Annotated in this window: 15 protein-coding genes, 2 tRNA genes and 2 rRNA genes; 9 read left to right on the top strand and 10 right to left on the bottom strand. The window is 41.2% G+C overall.

Annotated features, from left to right (window positions below; all coding sequences use genetic code 11):
- Nucleotides 1–93: 93 nt before the first annotated feature.
- The 4 genes from dnaJ to HUV91_RS15730 all read right to left on the bottom strand — a co-directional run bounded on the left by dnaJ (nucleotide 94) and on the right by HUV91_RS15730 (nucleotide 6,065).
- The gene (gene dnaJ, locus HUV91_RS15715; protein WP_130075233.1) at nucleotides 94–1,209 is read right to left on the bottom strand and encodes a molecular chaperone DnaJ; all 1,116 of its coding nucleotides are present in this window, start codon (nucleotides 1,207–1,209) and stop codon (nucleotides 94–96) included.
- 91 nt (nucleotides 1,210–1,300) lie between these two features.
- Nucleotides 1,301–1,678 carry a hypothetical protein gene (locus tag HUV91_RS15720; RefSeq protein ID WP_174494031.1) on the bottom strand — a complete coding sequence of 126 codons (378 nt, stop codon included), beginning with the start codon at nucleotides 1,676–1,678 and terminating at the stop codon, nucleotides 1,301–1,303.
- Nucleotides 1,679–1,815: 137 nt separating this feature from the next.
- Nucleotides 1,816–4,962: an efflux RND transporter permease subunit gene (locus tag HUV91_RS15725; protein WP_174494032.1), complete on the bottom strand. Its 3,147-nt coding sequence runs from the start codon at nucleotides 4,960–4,962 to the stop codon at nucleotides 1,816–1,818.
- A 2-nt stretch (nucleotides 4,963–4,964) separates the two neighbouring features.
- Entirely contained in the window at nucleotides 4,965–6,065 is a 1,101-nt protein-coding gene (locus tag HUV91_RS15730) for an efflux RND transporter periplasmic adaptor subunit (protein WP_174494033.1), read from the bottom strand.
- 207 nt (nucleotides 6,066–6,272) lie between these two features.
- Here HUV91_RS15730 and HUV91_RS15735 point away from each other — a divergent pair, with 207 nt between their 5' ends.
- The 3 genes from HUV91_RS15735 (at nucleotide 6,273) to HUV91_RS15745 (ending at nucleotide 11,379) form a co-directional block, all read left to right on the top strand.
- Complete coding sequence (locus HUV91_RS15735) at nucleotides 6,273–6,893, top strand: TetR/AcrR family transcriptional regulator (protein WP_174494034.1); 621 nt, start codon at nucleotides 6,273–6,275, stop codon at nucleotides 6,891–6,893.
- Between the two features lie 166 nt (nucleotides 6,894–7,059).
- The gene (gene ppc, locus HUV91_RS15740; RefSeq protein WP_174494035.1) at nucleotides 7,060–9,750 is read left to right on the top strand and encodes a phosphoenolpyruvate carboxylase; all 2,691 of its coding nucleotides are present in this window, start codon (nucleotides 7,060–7,062) and stop codon (nucleotides 9,748–9,750) included.
- A gap of 324 nt (nucleotides 9,751–10,074) precedes the next feature.
- On the top strand, nucleotides 10,075–11,379 hold the full coding sequence (locus HUV91_RS15745) for a solute carrier family 23 protein (protein WP_174494036.1): 1,305 nt from the start codon (nucleotides 10,075–10,077) through the stop codon (nucleotides 11,377–11,379).
- A gap of 176 nt (nucleotides 11,380–11,555) precedes the next feature.
- On the opposite strand, the gene HUV91_RS15750 is transcribed toward HUV91_RS15745, so the two are convergent.
- A complete protein-coding gene (locus HUV91_RS15750; RefSeq protein WP_174494037.1) occupies nucleotides 11,556–12,692 on the bottom strand; it encodes a TDT family transporter in 1,137 nt (378 codons plus the stop codon).
- 207 nt (nucleotides 12,693–12,899) lie between these two features.
- Between HUV91_RS15750 and ribF the strand changes: the two genes are divergently transcribed.
- The 6 genes from ribF (at nucleotide 12,900) to HUV91_RS15780 (ending at nucleotide 19,409) form a co-directional block, all read left to right on the top strand.
- On the top strand, nucleotides 12,900–13,901 hold the full coding sequence (ribF, locus tag HUV91_RS15755; protein WP_174494038.1) for a riboflavin biosynthesis protein RibF: 1,002 nt from the start codon (nucleotides 12,900–12,902) through the stop codon (nucleotides 13,899–13,901).
- 63 nt (nucleotides 13,902–13,964) lie between these two features.
- Nucleotides 13,965–16,808: an isoleucine--tRNA ligase gene (gene ileS, locus HUV91_RS15760; protein WP_174494039.1), complete on the top strand. Its 2,844-nt coding sequence runs from the start codon at nucleotides 13,965–13,967 to the stop codon at nucleotides 16,806–16,808.
- Nucleotides 16,801–17,337 (top strand): signal peptidase II, encoded by a 537-nt coding sequence (lspA, locus tag HUV91_RS15765; protein ID WP_130075243.1) that lies wholly within the window; start codon nucleotides 16,801–16,803, stop codon nucleotides 17,335–17,337. Before ileS ends, lspA begins: the two co-directional genes overlap by 8 nt.
- Nucleotides 17,334–17,819: an FKBP-type peptidyl-prolyl cis-trans isomerase gene (locus HUV91_RS15770; RefSeq protein WP_130075244.1), complete on the top strand. Its 486-nt coding sequence runs from the start codon at nucleotides 17,334–17,336 to the stop codon at nucleotides 17,817–17,819. The genes lspA and HUV91_RS15770 overlap by 4 nt, the downstream gene beginning before the upstream one ends.
- A 130-nt stretch (nucleotides 17,820–17,949) precedes the next feature.
- Entirely contained in the window at nucleotides 17,950–18,492 is a 543-nt protein-coding gene (locus HUV91_RS15775; protein WP_174494040.1) for an NADPH-dependent FMN reductase, read from the top strand.
- A 416-nt stretch (nucleotides 18,493–18,908) separates the two neighbouring features.
- The gene (locus HUV91_RS15780; protein ID WP_130075246.1) at nucleotides 18,909–19,409 is read left to right on the top strand and encodes a lytic transglycosylase domain-containing protein; all 501 of its coding nucleotides are present in this window, start codon (nucleotides 18,909–18,911) and stop codon (nucleotides 19,407–19,409) included.
- A gap of 56 nt (nucleotides 19,410–19,465) precedes the next feature.
- Here HUV91_RS15780 and HUV91_RS15785 read toward each other — a convergent pair whose 3' ends face one another.
- The 5 genes from HUV91_RS15785 to HUV91_RS15805 form a co-directional block, all read right to left on the bottom strand.
- Entirely contained in the window at nucleotides 19,466–20,818 is a 1,353-nt protein-coding gene (locus HUV91_RS15785; protein ID WP_130075247.1) for an MFS transporter, read from the bottom strand.
- A 451-nt stretch (nucleotides 20,819–21,269) separates the two neighbouring features.
- Nucleotides 21,270–21,384, bottom strand: a 5S ribosomal RNA gene (rrf, locus tag HUV91_RS15790).
- A 160-nt stretch (nucleotides 21,385–21,544) separates the two neighbouring features.
- Nucleotides 21,545–24,437: ribosomal RNA gene (locus HUV91_RS15795) — 23S ribosomal RNA — on the bottom strand.
- Nucleotides 24,438–24,821: 384 nt separating this feature from the next.
- Nucleotides 24,822–24,897: transfer RNA gene (locus HUV91_RS15800), tRNA-Ala, on the bottom strand.
- A 74-nt stretch (nucleotides 24,898–24,971) separates the two neighbouring features.
- Nucleotides 24,972–25,048 (bottom strand) — tRNA-Ile (locus HUV91_RS15805).
- Nucleotides 25,049–25,054: the final 6 nt, after the last annotated feature.

The following is a 25,054-nucleotide window of genomic DNA, read 5'->3' on the forward strand; positions in this document are numbered from 1 at the left end:
AATACTTCAATACTCAAAATCTAATAAAATAAAAATGGGAAAATAAAAAAGCCAACTTAAAATCAAGCTGGCTTTTTTACTTTGAACACTATTTTAGTCAAATAAACGGTCAAAGAATGATTTTTTCTTTGGTGATGATTTATTGTCATCACCATCCATAGTTGCTTGTAATTCTTTCAATAACTCACGTTGTCGTGCAGTTAGGTTAACAGGCGTTTCCACCACGATGCGGCAGAGTAAATCACCTTGCATACTGCTACGCACAGGTTTAACACCTTTACCACGTAAACGGAACATTTTACCAGTTTGTGTACCTTCAGGTATTTTCAAGCTCACACGACCTTCTAAAGTCGGAATCTCGATTTCTTTACCCAAAGCTGCATCTGCAATCGTTACAGGCACATCCATATATAAGTCAGCGCCATCACGTTGGAAAATTTCATGCTCACGCACAACCACTTCAACGTACAAATCACCGGCTTGACCATCACGAATGGCTTCGCCTTTACCTGTCAAACGTACACGATCACCATTATCTACACCTGCAGGAATCGTCACTTCAAGCGTTTGTTGACGATCTTTTACCCCTGAACCATGACAGGTATTACATGGGTTTTTAATGATTTTCCCTTGTCCACGACATGTACTACAGGTTTGCTGAACAGAGAAGAAACCTTGTTGCATACGCACTTGACCCGCACCATGACAGGTTTTACACGTTTCAACATCATTTGGATTTTTAGACCCTTTACCATCACATACATCACATGGTGCAGGTGCTGTAAAGGTAACGGTTTTTTTCACCCCTTTTACAGCTTCTTCCAAAGTCAGTTCCATCACATAGCGTAAGTCAGACCCACGGCGTGCACGCTGTTGCTGACGACCACCGCCACCAAAAGCACCACCGAAAATATCGCCGAACTGGCTGAAAATATCTTCTGCGCTGAATCCGCCACCGCCGAAACCACCGCCGCCCATACCGCCTTCAAAGGCTTGATGCCCCATGCGGTCGTACATGCTACGTTTTTCGCTGTCGGATAAAACTTCATAAGCTTCAGCACATTCTTTAAACTTTTCTTCAGCTTCAGCGTTGTCTGGATTACGGTCTGGATGATATTTCATCGCCATCTTACGGTAGGCTTTTTTAATTTCATCATCACTAGCGGTTTTAGAAACGCTTAAAACCTCATAATAATCACGTTTAGCCATGATTGGCGATGCTCCACAAAATTTGATCAATCTTCACTGCCAAGTAAAATGGGGACACTGCTCCACTTTTACAAGTTCATTCATAAAAAATTTAGAATACAGCTTTACTTTTTAGATATTTATTGAAACCTTTCAACCATGCATTCAGTAGGTATAGCCATGAAATTGCACTAAAAATCACCCCAATCACAGTACATGCTTTAACCCAAAGCATCGAATCCCAATAAAAGAAAATCAGAGGAATGAACCACAAAGCAGCAAAAGCAGCTAAAAGAAGAAAAATAATGATACTTCGCATGACCCATAAAGCTTGGGCTTGAATCCAAACCTCGGGGGTTTCAGCTACAGCAACTTTACGTGCAAGGAAATACGAAATAACGGCGCTAATTATTGTGAATAATGCGAGAAACATAAAGACGTAAGAGATCGTCATATAGCGACGATGCTGTTTGAGATTGTCTTGCCCCATAGGTGATTTTTTATACCTCAATCCATCACATCATTTTACATATTTTGTGTGGAAACATCTAATACGACTTACTAGAAAAATTTTAGGTGCTACTATATTGAATTTTTCAAAAGTTCGCACCTAAATTTCATAAATTTCTAGGCAGATTTTGCATATTTTTTTACTTTGAACCATGCAGCATAAAGCGCGGGTAGAAAAAATAATGTTAAAAGTGTCGCAATGATCAAACCGCCCATAATCGCGACAGCCATAGGGCCAAAGAAAATACTGCGCGATAATGGAATCATTGCCAAGACCGCAGCGAGTGCTGTTAGAATAATCGGTCTAAACCGCCGCACTGTAGCATCTAAAATAGCATTCCATGGGTCCTGCCCAGATGAAATATCTTGCTCGATTTGATCAATCAAAATTAGTGAGTTACGCATGATCATGCCCGATAACGCAATCGTGCCAAGCATGGCGACAAAACCAAACGGCTTATTGAACAAGAGCAAGAATAACACAACGCCAATTAAACCCAATGGCGCAGTTAAAAATACGATGAATGAACGTGAAATACTCTTCAGCTGAATCATCAATAAGGTAAACACAACCGCAAGAAATAACGGCATACCTGCATTGACTGAGCTTTGTCCTTTAGCGGATTCTTCAACTGTTCCGCCCACTTCAACTAAATAACCATTTGGCAATTCAGTACGCAGTTGATCCATCTGTTCAGACAACTCGCCCACCACAGTGGCAGGTTGTAAATGGCTCCGAATATCTGCACGTACCGTAATCGTCGGTAAACGATTGCGATGCCAAATCAAACCATCCTCAAATTTATAGTGAATATTGGCAATTTGCGATAACGGCACTGCCCCCCCTTGGGTTGTCGGTATAGCTAAATTTGCAAGTGAACCCACTTCGATGCGTTCTGCCTGATCACCACGCAAGCGAATATCAATCAACTCACGTTTTTCACGATATTGATGAATCATTGCCCCAGAAATTGAACTATTTAAAAAATTGGCAATATCTACACTGCTCACGCCCATTTGACGTGCACGGTCTTGGTCAATTTGCAATGAAATGATTTTACTTGGCTCACCCCAGTCTAAATGCACGTTGGTGGTGTTGGTGTTTTGTCCCACAATGCCTGAAACTTTGTGTACAAGCTGACGTACGGTATTTAAATCTTCACCCGATACACGATATTGAATTGGATAACCGACAGGTGGGCCATTTTCCAGTAATGCCACACGAGTACGTACTTGTGGTAACAGTTGACGAATTTGGGTGTCTAAGGATTGACGAATTTCATCACGGTCATCTAAAGATGATGCCAAAACGACAAACTGTGCAAAACTTGCTTGAGGTAACTGCTGATCAAGCGGTAAATAAAAACGTGGTGAACCTGTTCCGACATAGGCCACATAATTATCAATACCCTTTTGTTTGGCTAAAAATGCTTCAACCTTTTTCACCGCCTGTTCAGTTGCGGCCAAAGATGCCCCTTCTTCTAATTTTAAATCAACCAAAATTTCAGCACGATTTGACGGTGGGAAAAACTGCTGCGGCACAAACTTAAACATCACGACCGACAAAGCAAAAATAGCAACAGTGACCGCAATGACAGTTTTACGATACATCACACACGCATTGACCAATGCTCTAAAACGTTGGTAAAACTTGGTCTGGTAAGGGTCATAGTGTTCATTGCTATGATGCACGATAGCCTGCGGTTCAGGTTGCTTGCGTAGACGTGCCCATAAACGTTGATACCATGGCGCTTTTTGTACTGTTTGATTAAAATCAGGTAAAAGTTTGTTGCCTAAATATGGGACAAAAACGACAGCTGCAATCCATGACACAATCAATGCAATGGTCACCACTTGGAAAATCGAACGCGTATATTCACCTGTACTTGACGCTGCTGTTGCAATGGGCAAAAAACCTGCGGCAGTGATCAAAGTCCCTGTTAGCATCGGGAAAGCGGTACTTGTCCATGCATAACCCGCGGCTTTCATACGGCTATAGCCTTGTTCCATTTTAATTGCCATCATTTCAACCGCAATAATGGCATCATCCACCAAAAGACCTAAGGCAAGAATCAACGCCCCCAAAGAAATTTTATGCAATCCGACATCGAATAAATTCATCCCTGCAAAAGTCATTGCAAGAACCAAAGGAATGGAGAAAGCCACCACCAAACCTGTACGGAAACCCAGTGAGAAAAAACTCACCAATAACACGATAATAACGGCTTCTGCTAAAACCTGAATAAACTCATGAATACTACGTTGTACCGCCACAGGTTGATCGGAGACTTTTTGTAGCTGCATCCCAAGTGGCAAGGTTTTTTGTAGATGGGTAAATTCTGTCTCTAAATTTTTGCCTAAAGCAATGATGTCCCCCCCTTTGCGCATAGACACTGAGATCCCAATGCCATTTTCACTATTAAAGCGCATACGTGGCTGTGCAGGTTCGCTAAAGCCCCGATAGACTTCAGCCACATCGCCCAATTGAATGGTTTTATCTCCCACCAATAATGGCATTTGTTTTAAATCATCAACTGATTTTAAAGCACCGCCTACACGGACTTGAATACGGTCTGAACCAGTTTCAAAAAAACCTGCACTCGCCATGCTATTTTGTTTTTGTAATGCGTCTTGAATGGCGGTAACAGGGATACCCAGTTGAGTAGCTTTGGTATTTGACAGTTCAATCCAAATTTTTTGGTCTTGTAAGCCCACAAGCTCAACTTTACCCACGTCTTTCACCCGTTGTAACTGAAGCTGTAAACGGTCTGCGTATTCTTTCAAAGTGGCATAGTCAAAATCTTTGCCTGTTAAAACGTAAATATTACCGAAAGTATCGCCAAATTCGTCATTAAAAAACGGACCTTGCACACCACTAGGCAGTTGATGCTGAATGTCACCGACTTTCTTACGAACTTGATACCACACATCAGGAATCTCACTAGATTTCAACGAGTCTTTGGCAACAAATGTAACCAATGATTCACCCGGGCGTGAATATGCTGCGATCCGATCATACAATCCTGTACTCATCAGCTGTTTTTCAATACGATCTGTCACTTGCAATGACACTTCTTCTGCCGTTGCCCCCGGCCAATAGGTCTGTACAACCATCACTTTAAAGGTAAATGGTGGGTCTTCACTTTGAGAAAGTTTAGAATAAGAAAATATACCGACTATACCGAGCAAAATCATAAAATAAAGGACTAAACCTTTATTTCTCAGCGCCCATTCAGACAAGTTAAAGGATTGAAATGCATTCATCATCACACTCCTTTATTCAGGCTAACAACACGATTTTCACGATCGACCGCTTTAATTTTTTGTTTTTCTCTCAGTAAATGCACACCACCGATCACCACCCAATCATTTGTAGTTAAACCTGTGAGAATGGGTACACTGTCACGTCCATAAGCGCCTAAGCGCACAGGTACTTTACGAATCGTTTGATCGCTATTCACCACCCAAACATAAGGCTGATCATTATTTGCCGAAACACTAGATAACGGCACGCTCAGGACTTGATCCACATTTTGATTAAAGAAGACGCGTGCACTTTGCCCAAGCTGAATGACAGACTGCCCTTCTCTCAATGCTACTTTGACACTAAAAGTACGCGATTGGTCTGCCGCAGGTGAAATTTCACGGACATAAGCAGCAAATTTATCTTGAGGTTTTGACCACAATGTCACCCATGCATCTTGCCCAACTTTGATCTGTGTAATGGCTTGTTCAGGTACACCAATAACAACATCACGCTCACCATCAATTGCCAATTGATAAGCAGTTTGTCCTGCGGCCAGTACTTGTCCAACTTCAATATTACGTTGGGTAATGACCCCATTTTTATTGGCAAGCAATTGGTTATAACGCGTTTGGTTTGCCGTCACTTCATAATTGGCTTGTGCTTGTTTCAATGTCGATAACGCAGCCTCATACTGATTTTTCACCGCATCATATTGTGAACGGCTCACTGCATTACTCGGCAGCAATTGTTGAAAACGTTTAAATTCATCACCTGCAGTTTTCACTGAGGATTGTGCATTTTCGAGTTGCGCTTTGGCTGAGTTGAGCTGTAGTTGAGCATCTTTAATATCAAGTTTTGCCAGAATCTGCCCGACTTTAACCCGATCTCCAACATCGACATAACGTTCTGTAATCTGTCCCCCCACACGAAATGCCAATGCCGTGCTTTGGCGAGCTTGTACATCACCTGCATAACTTTTTTGGTCTTCATGCGAGGTCATGGGCTGTGTGACCATCACAAAAGGAATTTCTTCCGCTTCTGGCGCTGGTTTTTGACACCCCGCTAAAACCACACTACACATCACCATCATGCTAATAATACTTGCTTTAAAAATACTCATACGCAATGCTCTTATTGAAACGTTTTTTTTCGGGCAGAATAGACATCAAGTAAATGAATGTTTTATCGATCTTGTGATCAATCACATACTGATCATGATTCAATTCCTTTTGAAAATTTTCAATTTTTAATTAATATACCGTAAGGTACATTAATTATTTTTGAATGCAAAAGTAAATGACCTAATTGACTTTTTTTGGAAAATTTAGTGCACACACATGTTGGTCGTCCAAAAGACTTAGAAAAACGAAAGCAGATTTTAGAAGCAGCCAAAGCATTGTTTTTATTACATGGTTACCATGGCTCAAGTATGAATCAAATTGCTAAAGCGGCAGGTGTGACCAAACTTACGGTCTATAACCATTTTCAAGACAAAGAAAATTTATTTACCTGTGCCATTGAGGAAACTTGTGAAGAATCCATTAACGCTCGACCATTAGGTTTAAATGCACATAGCGATTTTAAAACTTGCTTTTATCAAGCCTGTGAATTGGCAATGAATATCATTTATTTGCCTGAAGCCATTAAACTTGATCATTTACTGCTCGAACTTGCTGCACAAAAAAATCCACTTGCTCTAAAATTTTATAATGCTTCACACCAACGTATGTGGAACGTTTGGCAAGAGTTTTTACAACAAGCCACAACCTTTAAGTTTATTCGCCCTGATGAAATCGAAAAACAGACTAATCTGATTCTGTCGTTATTATTAGGAGTACGTCATCATGAAGTTTTACTTGGTATTCGCCCTATACCCGATGCTCAAGAAAAACATCTCATCATTCAAGAGAGTATAGATTTATTCCTTTTACGCTATAACCCGATGTGAATGTATTGAATTTCTAAATAATACTTCTGTTTTTTTTAGGGCATACTGTTTTTAAGGATATAAATCGCTGTTGAAATCGCCGACTGCTTTTCTACTTTTGTAGGGGTCTACTTGGAATGTCAGCATAGCAAGTTATAGTCATCAGGATAAGAATTGGAGAATAGCAATGATTCAACAAATTAATGCTCCACTGCGTGAGGATGTACGTTTACTCGGGAATCTTTTAGGTGAAACCCTAAAGGAACAAGCGGGACAAGATTTGTTTAATCAAATTGAGCAAATTCGTGCCTTAGCCAAAGGTGCACGTGATGGTCAAGTTGAAGCAGAAAAACAACTCGAACAATTATTTCTTCACTTAAAAGATGATGAGATTTTGCCCCTGACTCGTGCATTTTCACATTTTTTGAATTTTTCAAACATTGCTGAGCAATATCATGTCGTGCGTAGTCGTCGCCAAAGTGAGTTTGATGAAAATGAACCTTCTCCAAACGTACTCGTTCCGCTCTTTGAACAATTTAAAAATAAGAACATCACGACCACTCAACTTTACCAACAAGTCTGTGAACTGAGCATCGAATTAGTGCTTACAGCACATCCAACTGAAGTCAGTCGCCGCACCTTGATTCAAAAGTATGATGGTATTAATAACTGTCTATCCAAATTTGACCAACAAAAACTTACGCCTAAACAACGTGCAGAGGTTTTAGCAGATTTAAAACAATTGATCTGTTCCGCATGGCAAACAGATGAAATTCGTCAGCACCGCCCAACCCCTGTAGATGAAGCAAAATGGGGCTTTACCACCATTGAGCAAACCCTGTGGAATGCTGTGCCAAAATTCATCCGTGAATTAGATGACCTAGTACAGGAAAATTGCGACAAAGCTTTACCTTTAGACATTTCGCCAATTCGTTTTGCATCATGGATGGGCGGTGATCGTGATGGTAATCCAAACGTGACCCACAACATCACCCAAGAAGTTTTGTGGCTATCTCGTTGGAAAGCGACAGACTTATATGTACGTGATATTGAAGACTTACGTTGGGAGCTGTCCATCGCGGCATGTTCAGATGAACTCAAACAAGCCTTAGGCAGTGAACATCCTGAACCATATCGTGAATATTTACGTGCAACTCGTACCCGCTTAAAGGCTACTCGTCAATGGTTAGCAAGTAAGCTGCAAGGACAACATTCCGATGTAGACCGCAGTCTGATCATTCGCCATAAAGATGAACTCTTACAACCACTGCTGCTCTGCTATCGTTCATTGATTGACAGTAATTTACCTGAAATTGCCAATGGCAAATTGCTCGACTTTATTTATCGGGTGAATTGTTTCGGTATTGAATTGCTCAAACTCGATATTCGTCAGGAATCAGGTCGTCATCGCCAAGCGATTTCAGCAATTACCGAATATTTAGGACTTGGCAATTTTGAAACGTGGACAGAACAAGCACGTCAAAATTTCCTCATTCAAGAGTTACAAAGCAAACGTCCACTCTTACCAAAGCATTTAAATGAACCTGCCAATAGCCTGATTGAACATCCTGATGTGCAAGAAGTGTTTGCCACAATGCGCACGTTGGCAGAACAGCCCAAAGAAAGTTTAGGTGCTTACATCATTTCTATGGCGGAATATCCAAGTGATGTTTTAGCTGTTTTACTCTTGCAAAAAGAAGCAGGTATTGAGCATCCATTACGTGTGGTGCCGTTATTTGAAACTTTAAAAGATTTGGACAGTGCCGCAAATACCATGAACACCTTGTTCAATATGCATTGGTATAAACAGCATATTCAAGGCAAACACGAAGTCATGATTGGTTACTCAGACTCAGCTAAAGATGCAGGCTTCATGTCAGCAAACTGGGCACAGTATCGTGCCCAAGAAGAGTTAACTGCTGTGGCAAAACAACACGGCGTACAATTGACGCTGTTCCATGGTCGTGGCGGTTCAATCAGTCGTGGTGGTGCACCAACGCAACAAGCATTATTCTCACAACCACCAGGGTCAATTTCAGGTGCGATTCGCGTCACTGAACAAGGCGAAATGATTCGCTTTAAATTTGGTTTGGAAGAGATTGCCTTACAAAATCTAGAAATTTATACCGCTGCTACACTTGAAGCAACCTTACTACCACCACCTGAACCTAAACAGGAATGGCGTGATTTGATGCACACCATGACGGATTTATCCGTACAGGTCTATCGTCAAACGGTACGTGAAAACCCACACTTTGTGAAATACTTACGCACCGTAACACCTGAACTCGAATTGCAAATGCTGCCGCTCGGTTCACGTCCTGCAAAACGTAAAGTCAGTGGGGGCATTGAGTCATTGCGTGCGATTCCATGGGTCTTTGCATGGACACAAATCCGTTTGATGCTGCCAGCATGGCTCGGTACAGGTGCCGCAATTAACCAAGTGATTCATCAAGGACAAAAAAATCTGTTGGATGAAATGCTTGCAGAATGGCCATATTTCCAAACCTTAATCGATATGCTCGAAATGGTTTTGTCAAAAGCGGATTCTAATATTGCACTGTACTATGAATCGCATTTAACCAATGACGAAGACCTCAAAGTATTGGGGGCTGAATTACGTCAACGCTTACACGATGCAGTACAAACATTGTTGGCAATGAAAGGTGAATCACAACTTTTAAGCTCAAATGATGTTCTAGATCAAGCGATGAAAGTACGTAAGCCGTATCTATTGCCTTTGCATTTACTACAAGCGGAATTGATGAAACGCCGTCGTGCCTATTTGGTTGAAAAACAAGCCGAACATACTCCTGTAGATCATGCCCTGATGGTGAGTATTGCAGGAATTGCGGCTGGATTGCGTAACACAGGCTAAAAAGCAGACATCTCAAAACAGGAGAGCACAATAAATGCTCTCCCTTTTTGGCAAAATTTTTATTTTTGGATAAATTTGTCTCTTGCCGCTTCATCAAAAATAAAAAAATTCATCCATAAATTAATATTTAATTCTGCATTTTTTTAATTTTATATATTTTTAATACTTTGATTTTACTTATTTAGATTTTAAAAAAATTTTACCAAATGGTATAAGTCACCAATAATTCCTAATAAATGCAACCCTTTAGTTTGACTAAAATGATTAAAACTCAATAGCAGAAAGAGTATGATGGGCGCAATTTGTTTTTTGAGCGCTCAATTTATGTCCAATTGGTTTCCCAAATGGCGTCCTTATCATGGCAGTATCGATGCACGGCCTGTCGGAACGAATGAATATCTCCCTCCTGCTCAAAGTGTTGTTCTCGGCATCCAACATGCTTTCGCGATGTTTGGCGCAACCGTACTCGCACCCTTTTTAATGGGCTTCGATCCCAATCTTGCGATTCTAATGTCAGGGATTTGTACGATCTTGTTCTTTATCATCACCGGTGGTCGAGTTCCAAGTTATTTAGGATCTAGCTTTGCCTTTATTGGTGTCGTCATTGCAGCAACAGGTTATGCCGCATCAGGTACAGGTGCGCCGAATGTGAACATTGCCCATGCAGCAGGCGGGATTATGGCATGTGGTATTTTATATGCTATTTTCGGTTTTATTGTCATGGCGACAGGCACAAAATGGATCGAAAAACTCATGCCTCCTGTCGTTACAGGCGCCGTCGTCATGATTATTGGTCTAAACCTTGCTCCTGTCACAGTCAAAGGTGTTGCTGGTAATAACTTTAATATGTGGATGGCATTGGTCACTGTACTGTGCATGGGCTCAATTGCCGTATTCACCAAAGGTTTATTACAACGCTTATTGCTTTTAGTCGGTTTATTGTCAGCGTATTTGATCTATTTTATCGTTGCCAATGTCATGGGCAATGGTACACCGATTAACTTTGCGCCCATCCAAGAGGCTGCTTGGTTTGGTATCCCAAGCTTTCACTCACCTGTTTTTGATGTCAATGCTATGCTCATCATTGCTCCGATTGCTTTGATTTTAGTGGCTGAAAACTTAGGTCATATCAAAGCGGTTAGTGCCATGACAGGTGAAAATCTTGATCCGCATATTGGTAAAGCGTTTGTCGCAGATGGGATCGCAACGACACTGTCTGGTGGTGTTGGCGCACCGGGGATGACCACCTATGGTGAAAACATTGGTGTTATGGCGGTCACTCGAGTTTACTCGACTATTGTCTTTGTCATCGCAGGTGTATTTGCTATTTTCTTAGGTTTTTCACCTAAGTTTGGTGCGGTGATTCACACCATTCCGACTGCAATTTTAACAGGTGCTTCGATTGTGGTTTTTGGTCTAATTACCATTGCAGGTGCGAAAATTTGGATCGAAAATAAAGTTGATTTTTCCAAAAATAAAAACTTGATGGTTGCAGCAGTCACCATTATTTTAGGTACTGGTGATTTTGCCCTTCAGTTTGGTGACTTTAACTTAGGCGGAATTGGTACTGCAACATTTGCAGCATTGATTTTAAACTGGTTCTTTAGTCTAAAAGATCCATCTGAATAAAATAATAAAAGCATAAATTTATATTTTAAAAGCAGCTGAGAAGCTGCTTTTTATATTTTCACCAATACTAAGCAACATATATCGAGCATAAAAAATATATTGATCAAAGTTTAGGGTGATTCTTAATCCCCTTAACTCAACTCGGTTAAGGGCTTTTTATTTCTATCGTTGAAACATTAACGTTGTTGGCTGTCTAATAACGCCTTTAAGCAAGGAGAAAAGAATAAATGACCTTGGTACATGCCTTTTAAAGTTTTCGCCATCACCATGACCCAAAGCATCATCAAAATTGCTGCAAATGCCAAACCTGTATTCACAATAAAACTCACATGCAACTGATGCCCTAGATTTAATACTGCCAAAGTAAACACCCCCAATGGAAACGTCAGTCCCCACCAACCGAGGTTAAACGGTAAGTCTGTGGCTGCATGTTTCAATGTAGTCAACACGGCTATGGCAAACCACCACACCCCAAAGCCAAGCAGGATAAAACTCGCTACGATGCCTGCATTTTTAAAGAACACACCCAATTGTTCTAACTGAATATAAGCCAAGACTTGTGGTGCCTGTGCACCTAAAACCAACAATGCCAATGCCCCTGTACCAATCGGTCCCAAAGCCAGCCAACCACTGATTGCCAATTCTTTGCCAGGCAGTTTATGCAATGCCAGACGTAACATTAAAATGGTCAAGATTGCAAAAGCCGGCAATACAGACATACCCCATAGTATATAACTTGCAAATAAAATCCCGACTGCCTGTTGCCCTGCTGCCAAATGCGCCAACAATAAACCACCAGAAGTTGCTGTGACTTCACACGCCACAATTGGCAGTAACCACATTGCAGTCATGGTATTTAACTGATGTTCTTGCTTATAGAACATACAAAATGGAACCAATACCCCAATACCCACTGCTAAAATCGCATCCACGAACCACAGCACTTGTGCGATCTGAATCGCGATATCCCCATACAATGCAACACCATATTTTAAAAAGCCATTGAGTACTGTTGCCAGACCCATCGGGATTGCGCCTAAAAACAATGCCATGCTTGGGTGGGAAAAAATCTGCTTTGCTTCCTGAGGATAAATCAACCAACGTAATGCATAAACTAAGCTAAATACGATGAATAAAAGCGTGTTGAATTGCCATAAAGCTGTCGCCCCTTGCCATAAAATCTCTTGTGCAAATGGAAATTCGGGTAAAATCAATGCCACTACACCTGTGCCCATGGTCATGGTGAACCAGTTCGGAGTAAACTGCCGAATCACATCACGGCTTTGTTTCAGTTGATAAAATGGCTTTTTCATGGCTTTTTCCTCATTTCAGCAGATAAATTGATTATAAAAGGCCTTATTAATAAATAAAATTGATTTATTTTTATAAAATGAATCAGTTTTATTGATATAAATGTATATTCACATTAAAAATTTCTGGATAAAAACACAACAACAAAGACGAAACTGTGAGAATATGGCAATATATATCCTTTCAAATTTTAAGTTTATTTTGAAATCATGCAGCTGTTACGTCTAAATGCCTTAGCACCGAATTTACAATTGCCCCAAACCGCAGTGACGATTGGCAATTTTGATGGTGTCCATTTGGGACATCAAGCCATGGTTTCTCAACTTCAGGAAGTTGCTCAAGCCAAAAATCTGAAAACATTGGTGATGATTTTTGAGCCACAACCATTGGAATTTTTTAAAGCTTATGATGCACCACCACGCATCACCTCACTCAGAGAAAAAGTAGAATATTTGACTGAATTGGGTGTGGACTACATTGCGATTGCGAAGTTTGATAATCAATTCCGTAGTCTGAGCGCTGAAAATTTTGCTGATGTTTTAAAAGATAAACTCAATGCACAAAGCCTGATTTTGGGTGATGACTTTCACTTTGGTAAAGACCGTCAGGGCAACAGCGAATTTTTAAAACAATATGGCTTTGATGTTACCAATCTGACCACTATCGAATTTGATGGTGAGCGTGTCAGTTCAACGCGTATTCGTCAGGTGCTGCAAGCGGGCGATTTGGCTTTGGCGGCCAAATTATTGGGACGTCCTTATAGCATGATTGGACGAGTTCAATATGGCGACCAGATTGGACGTACCATCAATTTCCCGACCATCAATGTTCGTATGGGGCGCCATCGACCATGTTTAAATGGTATTTATGGGGTTGAAGTGGTGTGTGAAACCACTGCTTTAACTGAAAAAGTCAAAGCCGACAATCCAGATAAAACAGGCATTTTAGGCTACCAAACGAATGCCTTATATGGTGCGGGTCATGTTGGTACCCGCCCAGCCATCAAACAGGATCATCCTGAATGGCGATTAGAAGTACATTTCCCTGATGTTTCTGCTAATCTGTATGGCTTGTTAATGCGGGTGACTTTTCTCGACTATTTACATGGCGAGTTAAATTATCCTTCGCTTGAAGCACTTCAGGCAGGAATTGACGATGATGTTGAGCGATTACTTGAATTTCGCAAAAATACACCCCATTTTCCGTTCTAAACCCAAATTTTTTATTGTAAAACGCGTCAGCAATCAGGCTGATAATATTGGATGACAACTTGCATGAGCGATAAGCAAACTCCTGAAAATGCTGTGGATTATAAATCTACGCTGAATCTACCAGGTACTGAATTTGCAATGAAAGCAAATCTCGCAGTACGTGAAGCGAAATGGTTGGAAGAGTGGTATGCCGACAACATTTATCAGCAGATTCGTGCATCGCGTATTGGCAAGAAAAAATATGTGCTTCATGACGGACCTCCATATGCCAATGGTCAAATCCATTTAGGGCATGCTGTAAACAAAGTTCTCAAAGACATCATCATTAAAAGCCGTGTCATGGACGGTTTTGATGCGCCTTATGTACCTGGTTGGGACTGTCACGGTCTACCGATCGAACTCAAAGTTGAAGAAAAAGTCGGTAAAGTGGGTCAAAAAGTTGATGCTCCAACTTTCCGTAAAGCATGTCGTGAATATGCCTACACGCAAATCGAACTTCAGAAAAAAGATTTCGTGCGTATGGGGGTGTTTGGCGATTGGGACAATCCTTACTTAACGATGAACTTCAAACAAGAAGCTGACATCGTACGTTCATTGGGTGAAATTGCCAAAGCGGGTCATATTGAACCGGGTCTTAAACCAGTCAATTGGTGTCTAGATTGTGGTTCTTCACTTGCTGAAGCAGAAGTTGACTATAAAGATAAAAAATCTGACGCGATTGATGTCGGTTTTGGCGTGGTTGACCTTGCTGATCTTTCAGCAAAAATTGGTGTGACTGTTGCAAATCCTACAGATATCGTGATTTGGACAACCACGCCTTGGACGCTACCTGCCAACCAAGCAGTTGCGCTACATGCTGAAATTGAATATCAATTGGTTGAAGTACAATCTGAGCGTGGTACACAAAACTTAATCTTGGCGAAAGATTTGGTTGAGTCCGCATGTGAACGTTATAAACTCGAAGACCCGAAAGTATTGGCTGACTTTGTTGGTGCAAAACTTGAAGGTTTAAAATTACAACATCCTTTAATTACAGAACGTCAAGTTCCTGTGATCTTAGGTGAACACGTCATTGCAACCAGTGGTACGGGTGCTGTACATACTGCACCTGGTCATGGTGTGGACGATTATAAAGTTGGCTTACAGTACAATCTAAAAGTGGACAATCCTGTTGGCGGTAATGGTGTGTACTTACCTACTGCACCGATTTTTGCAGGTGAGCACATTTATAAAGCCAATCCGCAAATCATTGCTGCTTTAACCGAAGCAGGCAAGCTTTGGGCACATGTACCAATCGTACATAGCTATCCACATTGCTGGCGTCATAAAACGCCGATTATTTTCCGTGCGACACCACAATGGTTTATCAGCATGGACAATAAAGGTTTACGTCAAGATGCGTTAAATGCGATTGAAAATGACATCGGCTTTGTTCCAGACTGGGGTAAAAACCGTATCGAAGCGATGATCGAAGGTCGCCCTGACTGGTGTATCTCACGTCAACGTACTTGGGGTGTGCCAATCCCATTCTTCGTGCATAAAGACACTAACGAATTGCATCCGCGTACACCTGAACTGATCGAAGAAGTTGCGAAACTGATCGAAAAAGAAGGCATTGATGGTTGGTACAACCGTGATGCCGCTGAGTTCATTGGTGCAGATGCTGAACAATATAATGCAGTTCGTGACACTTTGGATGTTTGGTTCGACTCTGGTACAACCCATTATGCAGTGCTTCGCCAACGTGAAGAATTAACTGATCCAGCAGATTTGTACCTTGAAGGTTCAGACCAACATCGTGGTTGGTTCCAATCTTCATTATTGACTTCGATTGCCATCAACAAACGTGCGCCATATAAAGGCTTACTCACACACGGTTTCGTCGTGGATGAGAAAGGTCGTAAGATGTCGAAGTCAATTGGGAATATCATTACCCCTCAAGACATCATCAAAGATATGGGTGCCGATGGTTTACGTTTCTGGATCGCATCTGCCGACTACCGTTATGAAATGACCGCAGGTAAAGAAATCTTTAGCCGTGCATCTGATGGTTACCGTCGTATTCGTAATACTTTACGTTTCTTATTGGCGAACTTGAATGGCTTCAAACCTTCAACTGATGCATTGCCTGTCGATCAATTGATCGCGCTTGATCAATACATCTTGCAACGTGCAGCAGACGTACAAAAAACCATTCAACAAGCCTATGAAGATATGAACTTCCATATCGTCACAAATGCCCTGACCAATTTCTGTATCAATGACTTAGGTGGTTTCTACTTAGACATCATCAAAGACCGTCAATATACGACTAAAGCGGATTCAGCAGCACGTCATTCTGCGCAAACTGCTTTGTATCACTTGGTACAAGCATTCGTACGTTGGATGTCACCTATCTTGAGTTTCACAGCACAAGAAGCTTGGCCGCTGATTCCTGAACAGTCTGAAAAATATGTCTTTACAGCTGAATGGTATGACATTCCAGTTGCATCAACTGCAAACTTGATTTCAGAAGCAGATTGGCAAACATTAATCACTGTAAAATCTGCGGTGAACAAGCAAATTGAAGCGGCACGTAATGCCAAACTGATTGGTTCAAACTTATCAGCAAAAGTTGAACTTTGGGCAAATGCAGAACTTAAAACTGTTTTAGACCAATTGGGTGATGAGCTTCGTTTTGTCTTGATCACGTCTCAAGTGATTGTTCATACATTTGATGAAGCACAAGGTGAAGTCACGGATCTAGAAGGTCTACGTGTTAAAGTGTCTGCGGCTGAAGGTGAAAAATGTGCGCGTTGCTGGCATGTGCTTCCTGATGTAAATACACACCACGAACATCCAGGTCTTTGTTCTCGTTGTATTATTAACCTTCCTACAGGTCAAGGCGAAGAGAGAAAATATGCCTAATCCACAAAATAAAAAGGGCTTATTGCAGTTTTATCCTCACAATTTACTTTGGCTTGGACTTTCAGTCCTTGCCATTGTATTGGATCAATGGACCAAATGGATTGCAGTTAGCCATTTAAAATATGGTGAACAAAATCCTGTACTGCCCTTTTTAAATTGGACATTGGCACATAACTATGGCGCAGCCTTTAGTTTCTTGTCCGATGCTGGTGGATGGCAAAAATATTTCTTTACAGGCTTAGCAGGCGTTGTTTCGATTATCTTTATTTTTTGGCTGATGCGTATGCCCAAAAAAATGATCATCCTGCCTGCGGCTATTGCTCTCATTTTAGGTGGGGCGGTTGGCAATCTAATTGACCGAGTTTCATTAGGTTATGTTGTCGATTTTATACATGTATATTATAACAATAGCCATTTCCCAATTTTTAATCTAGCAGACAGCGCCATTACTTTGGGCACTATTTTATTGTTAATTGATACCTTCTTTTTAGAAAAGAAACGTATTCAAAATGCGGAAAGCGCAAAATGACTGAAGAAATTATTAATCCCAATGAAGAAACCCGCATTGCGGATGGCTCCAAAGTAGAGCTGCATTTTTCTGTTGCCATTGAAAATGGTGTGGAAATTGACAATACCCGTAGCCGTGAACAACCTGTCAGTCTAGTGATGGGCGATGGTAGTTTATTACCGGGTTTTGAAAAAGCATTATTTGGTCTACGTGCAGGTGACCGTCGTACGGTTAGCCTTCTTCCTGAAGATGCTTTCGGTCCTTGGAACCCTGAAAATGTACAAAAATTCGATACCGTGAAGTTTGAACAACGTCCTGTTGAAGGTCACATGATCGAATTTGAAGATAAAGCTAAACAAAGCCTATTTGGTGTAGTTAAAACTGTAGGTGAAGATATTACCGAAGTCGATTTTAACCACCCTTTAGCAGGGAAAAACATTACTTTTGAAGTGGAAATTTTCAAGGTCACACCTGCAGGTCAACAAGGTGTGAAATTGATGTAAGCATCAAAATATAAAAAGCTCTTTCGGGAGCTTTTTTTACATATAAAACTCAATAAATACAATTTATGACTATCAAAAATAAATTTTTCAGACTAATTTAAAACCACAATACGATAAACTCAGGAAATACATGAATATATTTATTATTGTAGGCAGCATTCGTGAAGGACGTACTGCCATTAAAGTTGCAGAATGGTTATCTAAAGAAATTACCCAACTCGACTTTAATACATTAAATACACGCATAGTTGATTTGAAAGAATGGAACTTACCTCTTTTTGCCGGTGCACATCCTCCAGCCTCAGGTATTTACGACCAACCTCGACAACAAGAATGGGCAGATCATATTGCCCAAGCGGATGCTTTTATTTTTATTTCACCAGAATACAATCACGGCTACAGTGCAGTGCTTAAAAATGCCATTGATTACCTTGGTAAAGAATGGAAAAGCAAACCTTTTGGTATTGTCAGTTATGGTGGTAACAATGGTACTTCATCGGTCGAGCAACTCAAACAAGTGTGCACTGCCCTCGATATGATCGACTCAAATGCCGTCATTCAGCTGCGAGATATTTTCAATCGTAACAAAACTGAGCATTTTGAAGGTAACGAATTTGATAACAAAGCCGTTGCGTCAGTGATCAATAAACTGATTCAGTATAGCAATATATAAAATTTTAAAGATGATCAAAAGTAATGTAAGTTTAAGCTTACATACACTGCGGTCATTTGCAGCTATGCAGTGATCTTAAAATTTTATATTCTATTGTTATAGGGAACAGGAAGTTTCCAAAACGAAAAACAATAATCATAAGTTTTAGCATCAGGATGTGAGGTACGACAGGAGTTATACCTAAGTAACCGATACGAAAAAGCCCTATCAGGATGATTGGGCTTTTTTCAATTCAAATTTTACTCACATTCCTTTGCAAATGTTAAAGCATTCAGCCTTGACTCTCCGAACAACGCTACTTAAGATTTTGCCTAAAGATTGTGAGTGTTGGTTATATTTTGTTGATTTCTACCTATTTTTCTAAATGTTATAAACACTTTTTAAAAGTACATTCAAATTTTATAAATTTGGCACTTTTGTCTACTACGCTTGTGATTACAGGTTGTTCTACGCTAGGTGGAGGTTCTATTGAAAAGCGCTCAGCTAAATTAGCACAAGGCATTCAAAAAGCATATTCAGTAGAACCTAATACTGCTGCACGCATTGCACCAATAATTATACAAAATGCTGAACAATATGAAGTAGATCCCGTATTGATCGCTGCAATGATTCGCCAAGAATCAAGTTATCGAAGTGATATTGTTTCACCTGCAGGTGCTGTTGGACTTACCCAAGTGATTCCGCGTTATTGGCAACAAACTTGTCAAGGTGACTTATTTAATGAGCAGATCAATATCCAATGTGGTACTTATATTTTAGCCAAATATAACCAATCTGCAGGGAGCTGGAAAAAAGCATTAGCATATTATAATGTTGGGCCTACAGGCTATCAATCTAGTTGGAAAATGAAACGCCAAGGTAAAAAATATGCACGAGAAGTGAAACAACACCAACATCTTTTAAAAGATGCCTTATAACGCTTTGATAAAAAAACCTTGGCACAAACCAAGGTTTTTTTATCATTCTATCTTGCTTAGTTTGCAGAAATTGCAGCGGTTGCTTTCACTTCTATTTTACTCTCAGCTTTTTTAATTCGAATACATGAGATTGCGATCGCACCAATAATACCGGGAATCGCTACCGCAATAAAATTCCATTTATGAGGCAGCTCTAACCCTAATAAATAACCAATCAAAATCGGCCCTACAATCGCACCTGTACGTCCAATTGCAGAAGCCCAACCAATTCCTGTAGAACGTACTGCAACAGGATAAAAGTGTGCAACATAGCTATAAAGTAAGATACTACAACCAATCGAAGATGCACCTGCCAAACTAACCAATAAATAAATCACTGGTTGTGGTGAGTTAAAGCCTAGTCCGACCAGTGAGCAAACACCTACTATGAGCATACCAATTAATACAGGTTTAAAGTTAAAACGATCTGCTAAAACACCACCACCAATCGTACCAATCACAGCACCAATATTCAGTGCCATTAAGAACATCAAACTACTACCTAATGAATAGCCTGCTGCCATCATTAATTTTGGTAACCAACTTCCCAATGCATAAAGCATTAATAAACACATGAAAAATGCAATCCAAAATAATAATGTCCCGACTGCACGATTTTCAGAAAATAATGCTTTGACTGAAGCTGTTTGTGTTTGATCATCTGATGATAAAACTAATTGAGTTTCAGATGACACTTGCGCCGTAGGTTCTATTTTCTTTAAAAAATAACGTGCTTCATCCATTTTCTGTGCTTTTACCAAAAAGGTTAAAGACTCAGGTAAAAACTTCCAAAAGAATGGAACAAATAATAGTGGGATTCCTGCGATATAAAACATGATTTGCCAACCAAAATCAGCTGCAAACCATGTACCACATAATGCTGCCATAATACCGCCAACAGCATAGCCACTAAACATTGTGGTTACTAAAGTACTTTTTAAGCGTTGTGGTGCATATTCTGCTGTTAAAGCAACAAGATTAGGTAAAACGCCCCCAATTCCTAGACCTGCAATAAAACGTAAAATTGCAAATTCAGTTGGATTTGAAGCAAAGCCACCCAAAAAAGTAAAAAAACTAAATAAAGAAACACAGATTAAAATGACTTTTTTACGACCAATTTTATCTGCAAGCATACCAAAGGACATCGCACCAAACATCATGCCTGCCAATGCAGTACTGGCGAGCATACCTGCTTGTACAGCAGTCATCCCCCACTCTTTCATCAATAATGGCAAAACTACGCCATTGATTGCTAAATCATAACCATCAAATAAGACGATAAATAAACACCAAAGAATAATATTGACATGGAATGATTTAAACTTCGCATGGTCCACTACAGCATTTACATTCATTGTTTGCGCTGTCATTTTACTCACCTCCAATTGTGAGACTTATATTTCAAACTACAATGAATGGCTGTTCATTTTTTGTCTAAAACCTTATAAGCATAAAATTATACCTTCTCAGTATAAAAATTATTTTTTGGTATAAAATGCCACCTACAGCTGACACAAAAGATCAATAAAATGGATAAATTATATAAAAAGTGTAACAAAGAAAAAAATTAAATCCTGAATAAACAAAGATTTAATTAAAAACACTACAGATATTAGACTTTAGTTAGCTTGCAAACATAACAACAGAGAAATAATTGATTAATCTTTAGTCTAATGTGACAAATACTATGTCTTATTTATTTGAACTTATCACAATAATGGTGTAAAAATTTCCCAATTATTCCTTATTTATAAATACTATTTTCCCAGCCGCCATAAAAAACACCCCCAACCTTACAGTTGAGGGTGTTTTAAATTTAAAAGCTGGCGATGACTTACTCTCACATGGGTAATCCCACACTACCATCAGCGCTAAGAGGTTTCACTTCTGAGTTCGGGAAGGGATCAGGTGGTTCACTCTTGCTATTGTCGCCAGCAAACTGTTATGGATACTTGCTTAGTCTTACGTGTATGCTAAGGTTTTTTCCAAATAGAGTTATTAACAGGATAATTTGAGTTGCTATTGTAACTAGCTTTTGAACTAAATCAAGCATTTTGCTTTGAATTCATTGAAACATACAACTGTTTGGGTGTTGTATAGTCAAGCCTCACGAGCAATTAGTATTGGTCAGCTTCATGCATCGCTGCACTTCCACATCCAACCTATCAACGTCGTAGTCTTCAACGGCTCTTTAGAGGACATAAAGTCCTAGGGAAATCTTATCTTGAGGTAGGCTTCCCGCTTAGATGCTTTCAGCGGTTATCCCTTCCGAACATAGCTACCCGGCGATGCGACTGGCGTCACAACCGGTACACCAGAGGTTCGTCCACTCTGGTCCTCTCGTACTAGGAGCAGATCCTCTCAAATTTCCAGCGCCCACGGTAGATAGGGACCGAACTGTCTCACGACGTTCTAAACCCAGCTCGCGTACCTCTTTAAATGGCGAACAGCCATACCCTTGGGACCTGCTTCAGCCCCAGGATGAGATGAGCCGACATCGAGGTGCCAAACACCGCCGTCGATATGAACTCTTGGGCGGTATCAGCCTGTTATCCCCAGAGTACCTTTTATCCGTTGAGCGATGGCCCTTCCATACAGAACCACCGGATCACTAAGACCTACTTTCGTACCTGCTCGACTTGTGGGTCTCGCAGTTAAGCGCGCTTTTGCCTTTATACTCTACGCGTGATTTCCGACCACGCTGAGCGCACCTTCGTACTCCTCCGTTACTCTTTAGGAGGAGACCGCCCCAGTCAAACTACCCACCAGACATGGTCCTCGCTCCAGATAATGGAGCAGAGTTAGAACCTCAATATTACCAGGGTGGTATTTCAAGATTGGCTCCACCGAAACTAGCGTCTCGGTTTCAAAGCCTCCCACCTATCCTACACAAGTAAGATCAAAGTTCAATGTCAAGCTGCAGTAAAGGTTCACGGGGTCTTTCCGTCTAGCCGCGGGTACACCGCATCTTCACGGCGATTTCGATTTCACTGAGCCTCTGCTGGAGACAGCGCCCCCATCATTATGCCATTCGTGCAGGTCGGAACTTACCCGACAAGGAATTTCGCTACCTTAGGACCGTTATAGTTACGGCCGCCGTTTACTGGGGCTTCGATCAAGAGCTTCGCTTACGCTAACCCCATCAATTAACCTTCCAGCACCGGGCAGGCATCACACCCTATACGTCCACTTTCGTGTTTGCAGAGTGCTATGTTTTTAATAAACAGTTGCAGGGGCCTAGTTTCTGTGGCTGCTCTCAGCTCAGGAAGCAAGTTCCATCACCAAAAGCAGCGTACCTTCTCCCGAAGTTACGGTACCATTTTGCCTAGTTCCTTCAGCAGAGTTCTCTCAAGCGCTTTGGTCTACTCGACCTGACCACCTGTGTCGGTTTCGGGTACGATTCCTGTGTAACTGAAGCTTAGAGACTTTTCTTGGAAGTATGGTATCAGCCACTTTACTGTACAAGTACAGCTTGCTATCAGTTCTCAGCATAGAGTACCCCGGATTTGCCTAAGATACATGCCTACAACCTTTCACCTGGACAACCAACGCCAGGCTGACTTAACCTTCTCCGTCCTCTCATCGCATTACACAGAAGTATTGGAATATTAACCAATTTCCCATCGACTACGCCTCTCGGCCTCGCCTTAGGGGTCGACTCACCCAGCCCCGATTAACGTTGGACTGGAACCCTTGGTCTTTCAGCGAACGGGTTTTTCACCCGTTTTGTCGTTACTCACGTCAGCATTCGCACTTCTGATACCTCCAGCAGACTTCTCAATCCACCTTCATCGGCTTACAGAACGCTCCCCTACCACGTATACATAGTATACATCCGCAGCTTCGGTACTATATTTTAGCCCCGTTACATCTTCCGCGCAGGCCGACTCGACTAGTGAGCTATTACGCTTTCTTTAAAGGGTGGCTGCTTCTAAGCCAACCTCCTAGCTGTCTATGCCTTCCCACATCGTTTCCCACTTAATATAGATTTTGGGACCTTAGCTGGCGGTCTGGATTGTTTTCCTCTTGACTACGGACGTTAGCACCCGCAGTCTGTCTCCCGGATAGTACTCATTGGTATTCGGAGTTTGCATCGGTTTGGTAAGTCGGGATGACCCCCTAGCCGAAACAGTGCTCTACCCCCAATGGTATTCGTCCGAGGCGCTACCTAAATAGCTTTCGGGGAGAACCAGCTATCACCGAGTTTGATTAGCCTTTCACCCCTATCCACAAGTCATCCCCTGGCTTTTCAACGACAGTGGGTTCGGTCCTCCAGTTAGTGTTACCCAACCTTCAACCTGCTCATGGATAGATCACCCGGTTTCGGGTCTATACCCAGCAACTATACGCCCTATTAAGACTCGATTTCTCTACGGCTCCCCTATACGGTTAACCTTGCTACTGAATATAAGTCGCTGACCCATTATACAAAAGGTACGCAGTCACCGAACAAGTCGGCTCCCACTGCTTGTATGCATGCGGTTTCAGGATCTATTTCACTCCCCTCACAGGGGTTCTTTTCGCCTTTCCCTCACGGTACTGGTTCACTATCGGTCAGTCAGGAGTATTTAGCCTTGGAGGATGGTCCCCCCATATTCAGACAAGGTTTCACGTGCCTCGCCCTACTCGTCATCATTATATGTGCCCTTTCGTGTACGGGACTATCACCCTCTACGGTCGCACTTCCCAGAGCGTTCCGCTAAAACACATATAACTTAATGGGCTGATCCCCGTTCGCTCGCCGCTACTGAGGGAATCTCAATTGATTTCTTTTCCTAAGGGTACTGAGATGTTTCACTTCCCCTCGTTCGCCTCGTATGACTATGTATTCATCATACGATACCTACCTTATGGTAAGTGGGTTTCCCCATTCAGAAATCTCCGGATCACAGGATATTTGCCGCCTCCCCGAAGCTTATCGCAGGCTATTACGTCTTTCATCGCCTCTGACTGCCAAGGCATCCACCACATGCACTTAATTACTTGACTATACAACCCCAAACAGTCGTTCATCCCTACAAGTAGGATGAGCAACAGATCAACTAATTACTCAGTCAATCATACAGTTGGCGTCTTGTGCACTTAAGCACTGTACAGCTTCAATCTAAATTCATATACCAAAACGCTTGATTCAGTTTTATCGCTAGTAACTCATTTCTTGTAGTTGCCTACTTGAAACGAGTATGAACAATTTATTTCAACTCAAATATATTCTGTTAATGATTCACTACGTCTTCGTCAGATCGCAGTCAACTGTGATAAATCACAGAGCTTAATAACAATGCAGCGTATTATACGCTTCTTTATCACTAAGCTCTATAAGCTATCATTTTATTTGCTTGTTTATTAGCTAGTTAACATTCTGTAAGAATGTGGTGGAGACTAGGAGAGTCGAACTCCTGACCTCCTGCGTGCAAAGCAGGCGCTCTACCAACTAAGCTAAGTCCCCAGCTTAAGATCTAAAATATCTAATTCCCTGTACTCAATATTTAATTTTTCAATTAAATAATGTGTTCGTCAGAATGGTGGGTCTGACAAGACTTGAACTTGTGACCCCACGCTTATCAAGCGTGTGCTCTAACCAACTGAGCTACAGACCCTCAGAT

Source organism: Acinetobacter sp. Marseille-Q1623 (genome assembly GCF_902809895.1).
Taxonomy (GTDB): Bacteria; Pseudomonadota; Gammaproteobacteria; order Pseudomonadales; family Moraxellaceae; genus Acinetobacter; species Acinetobacter piscicola_A.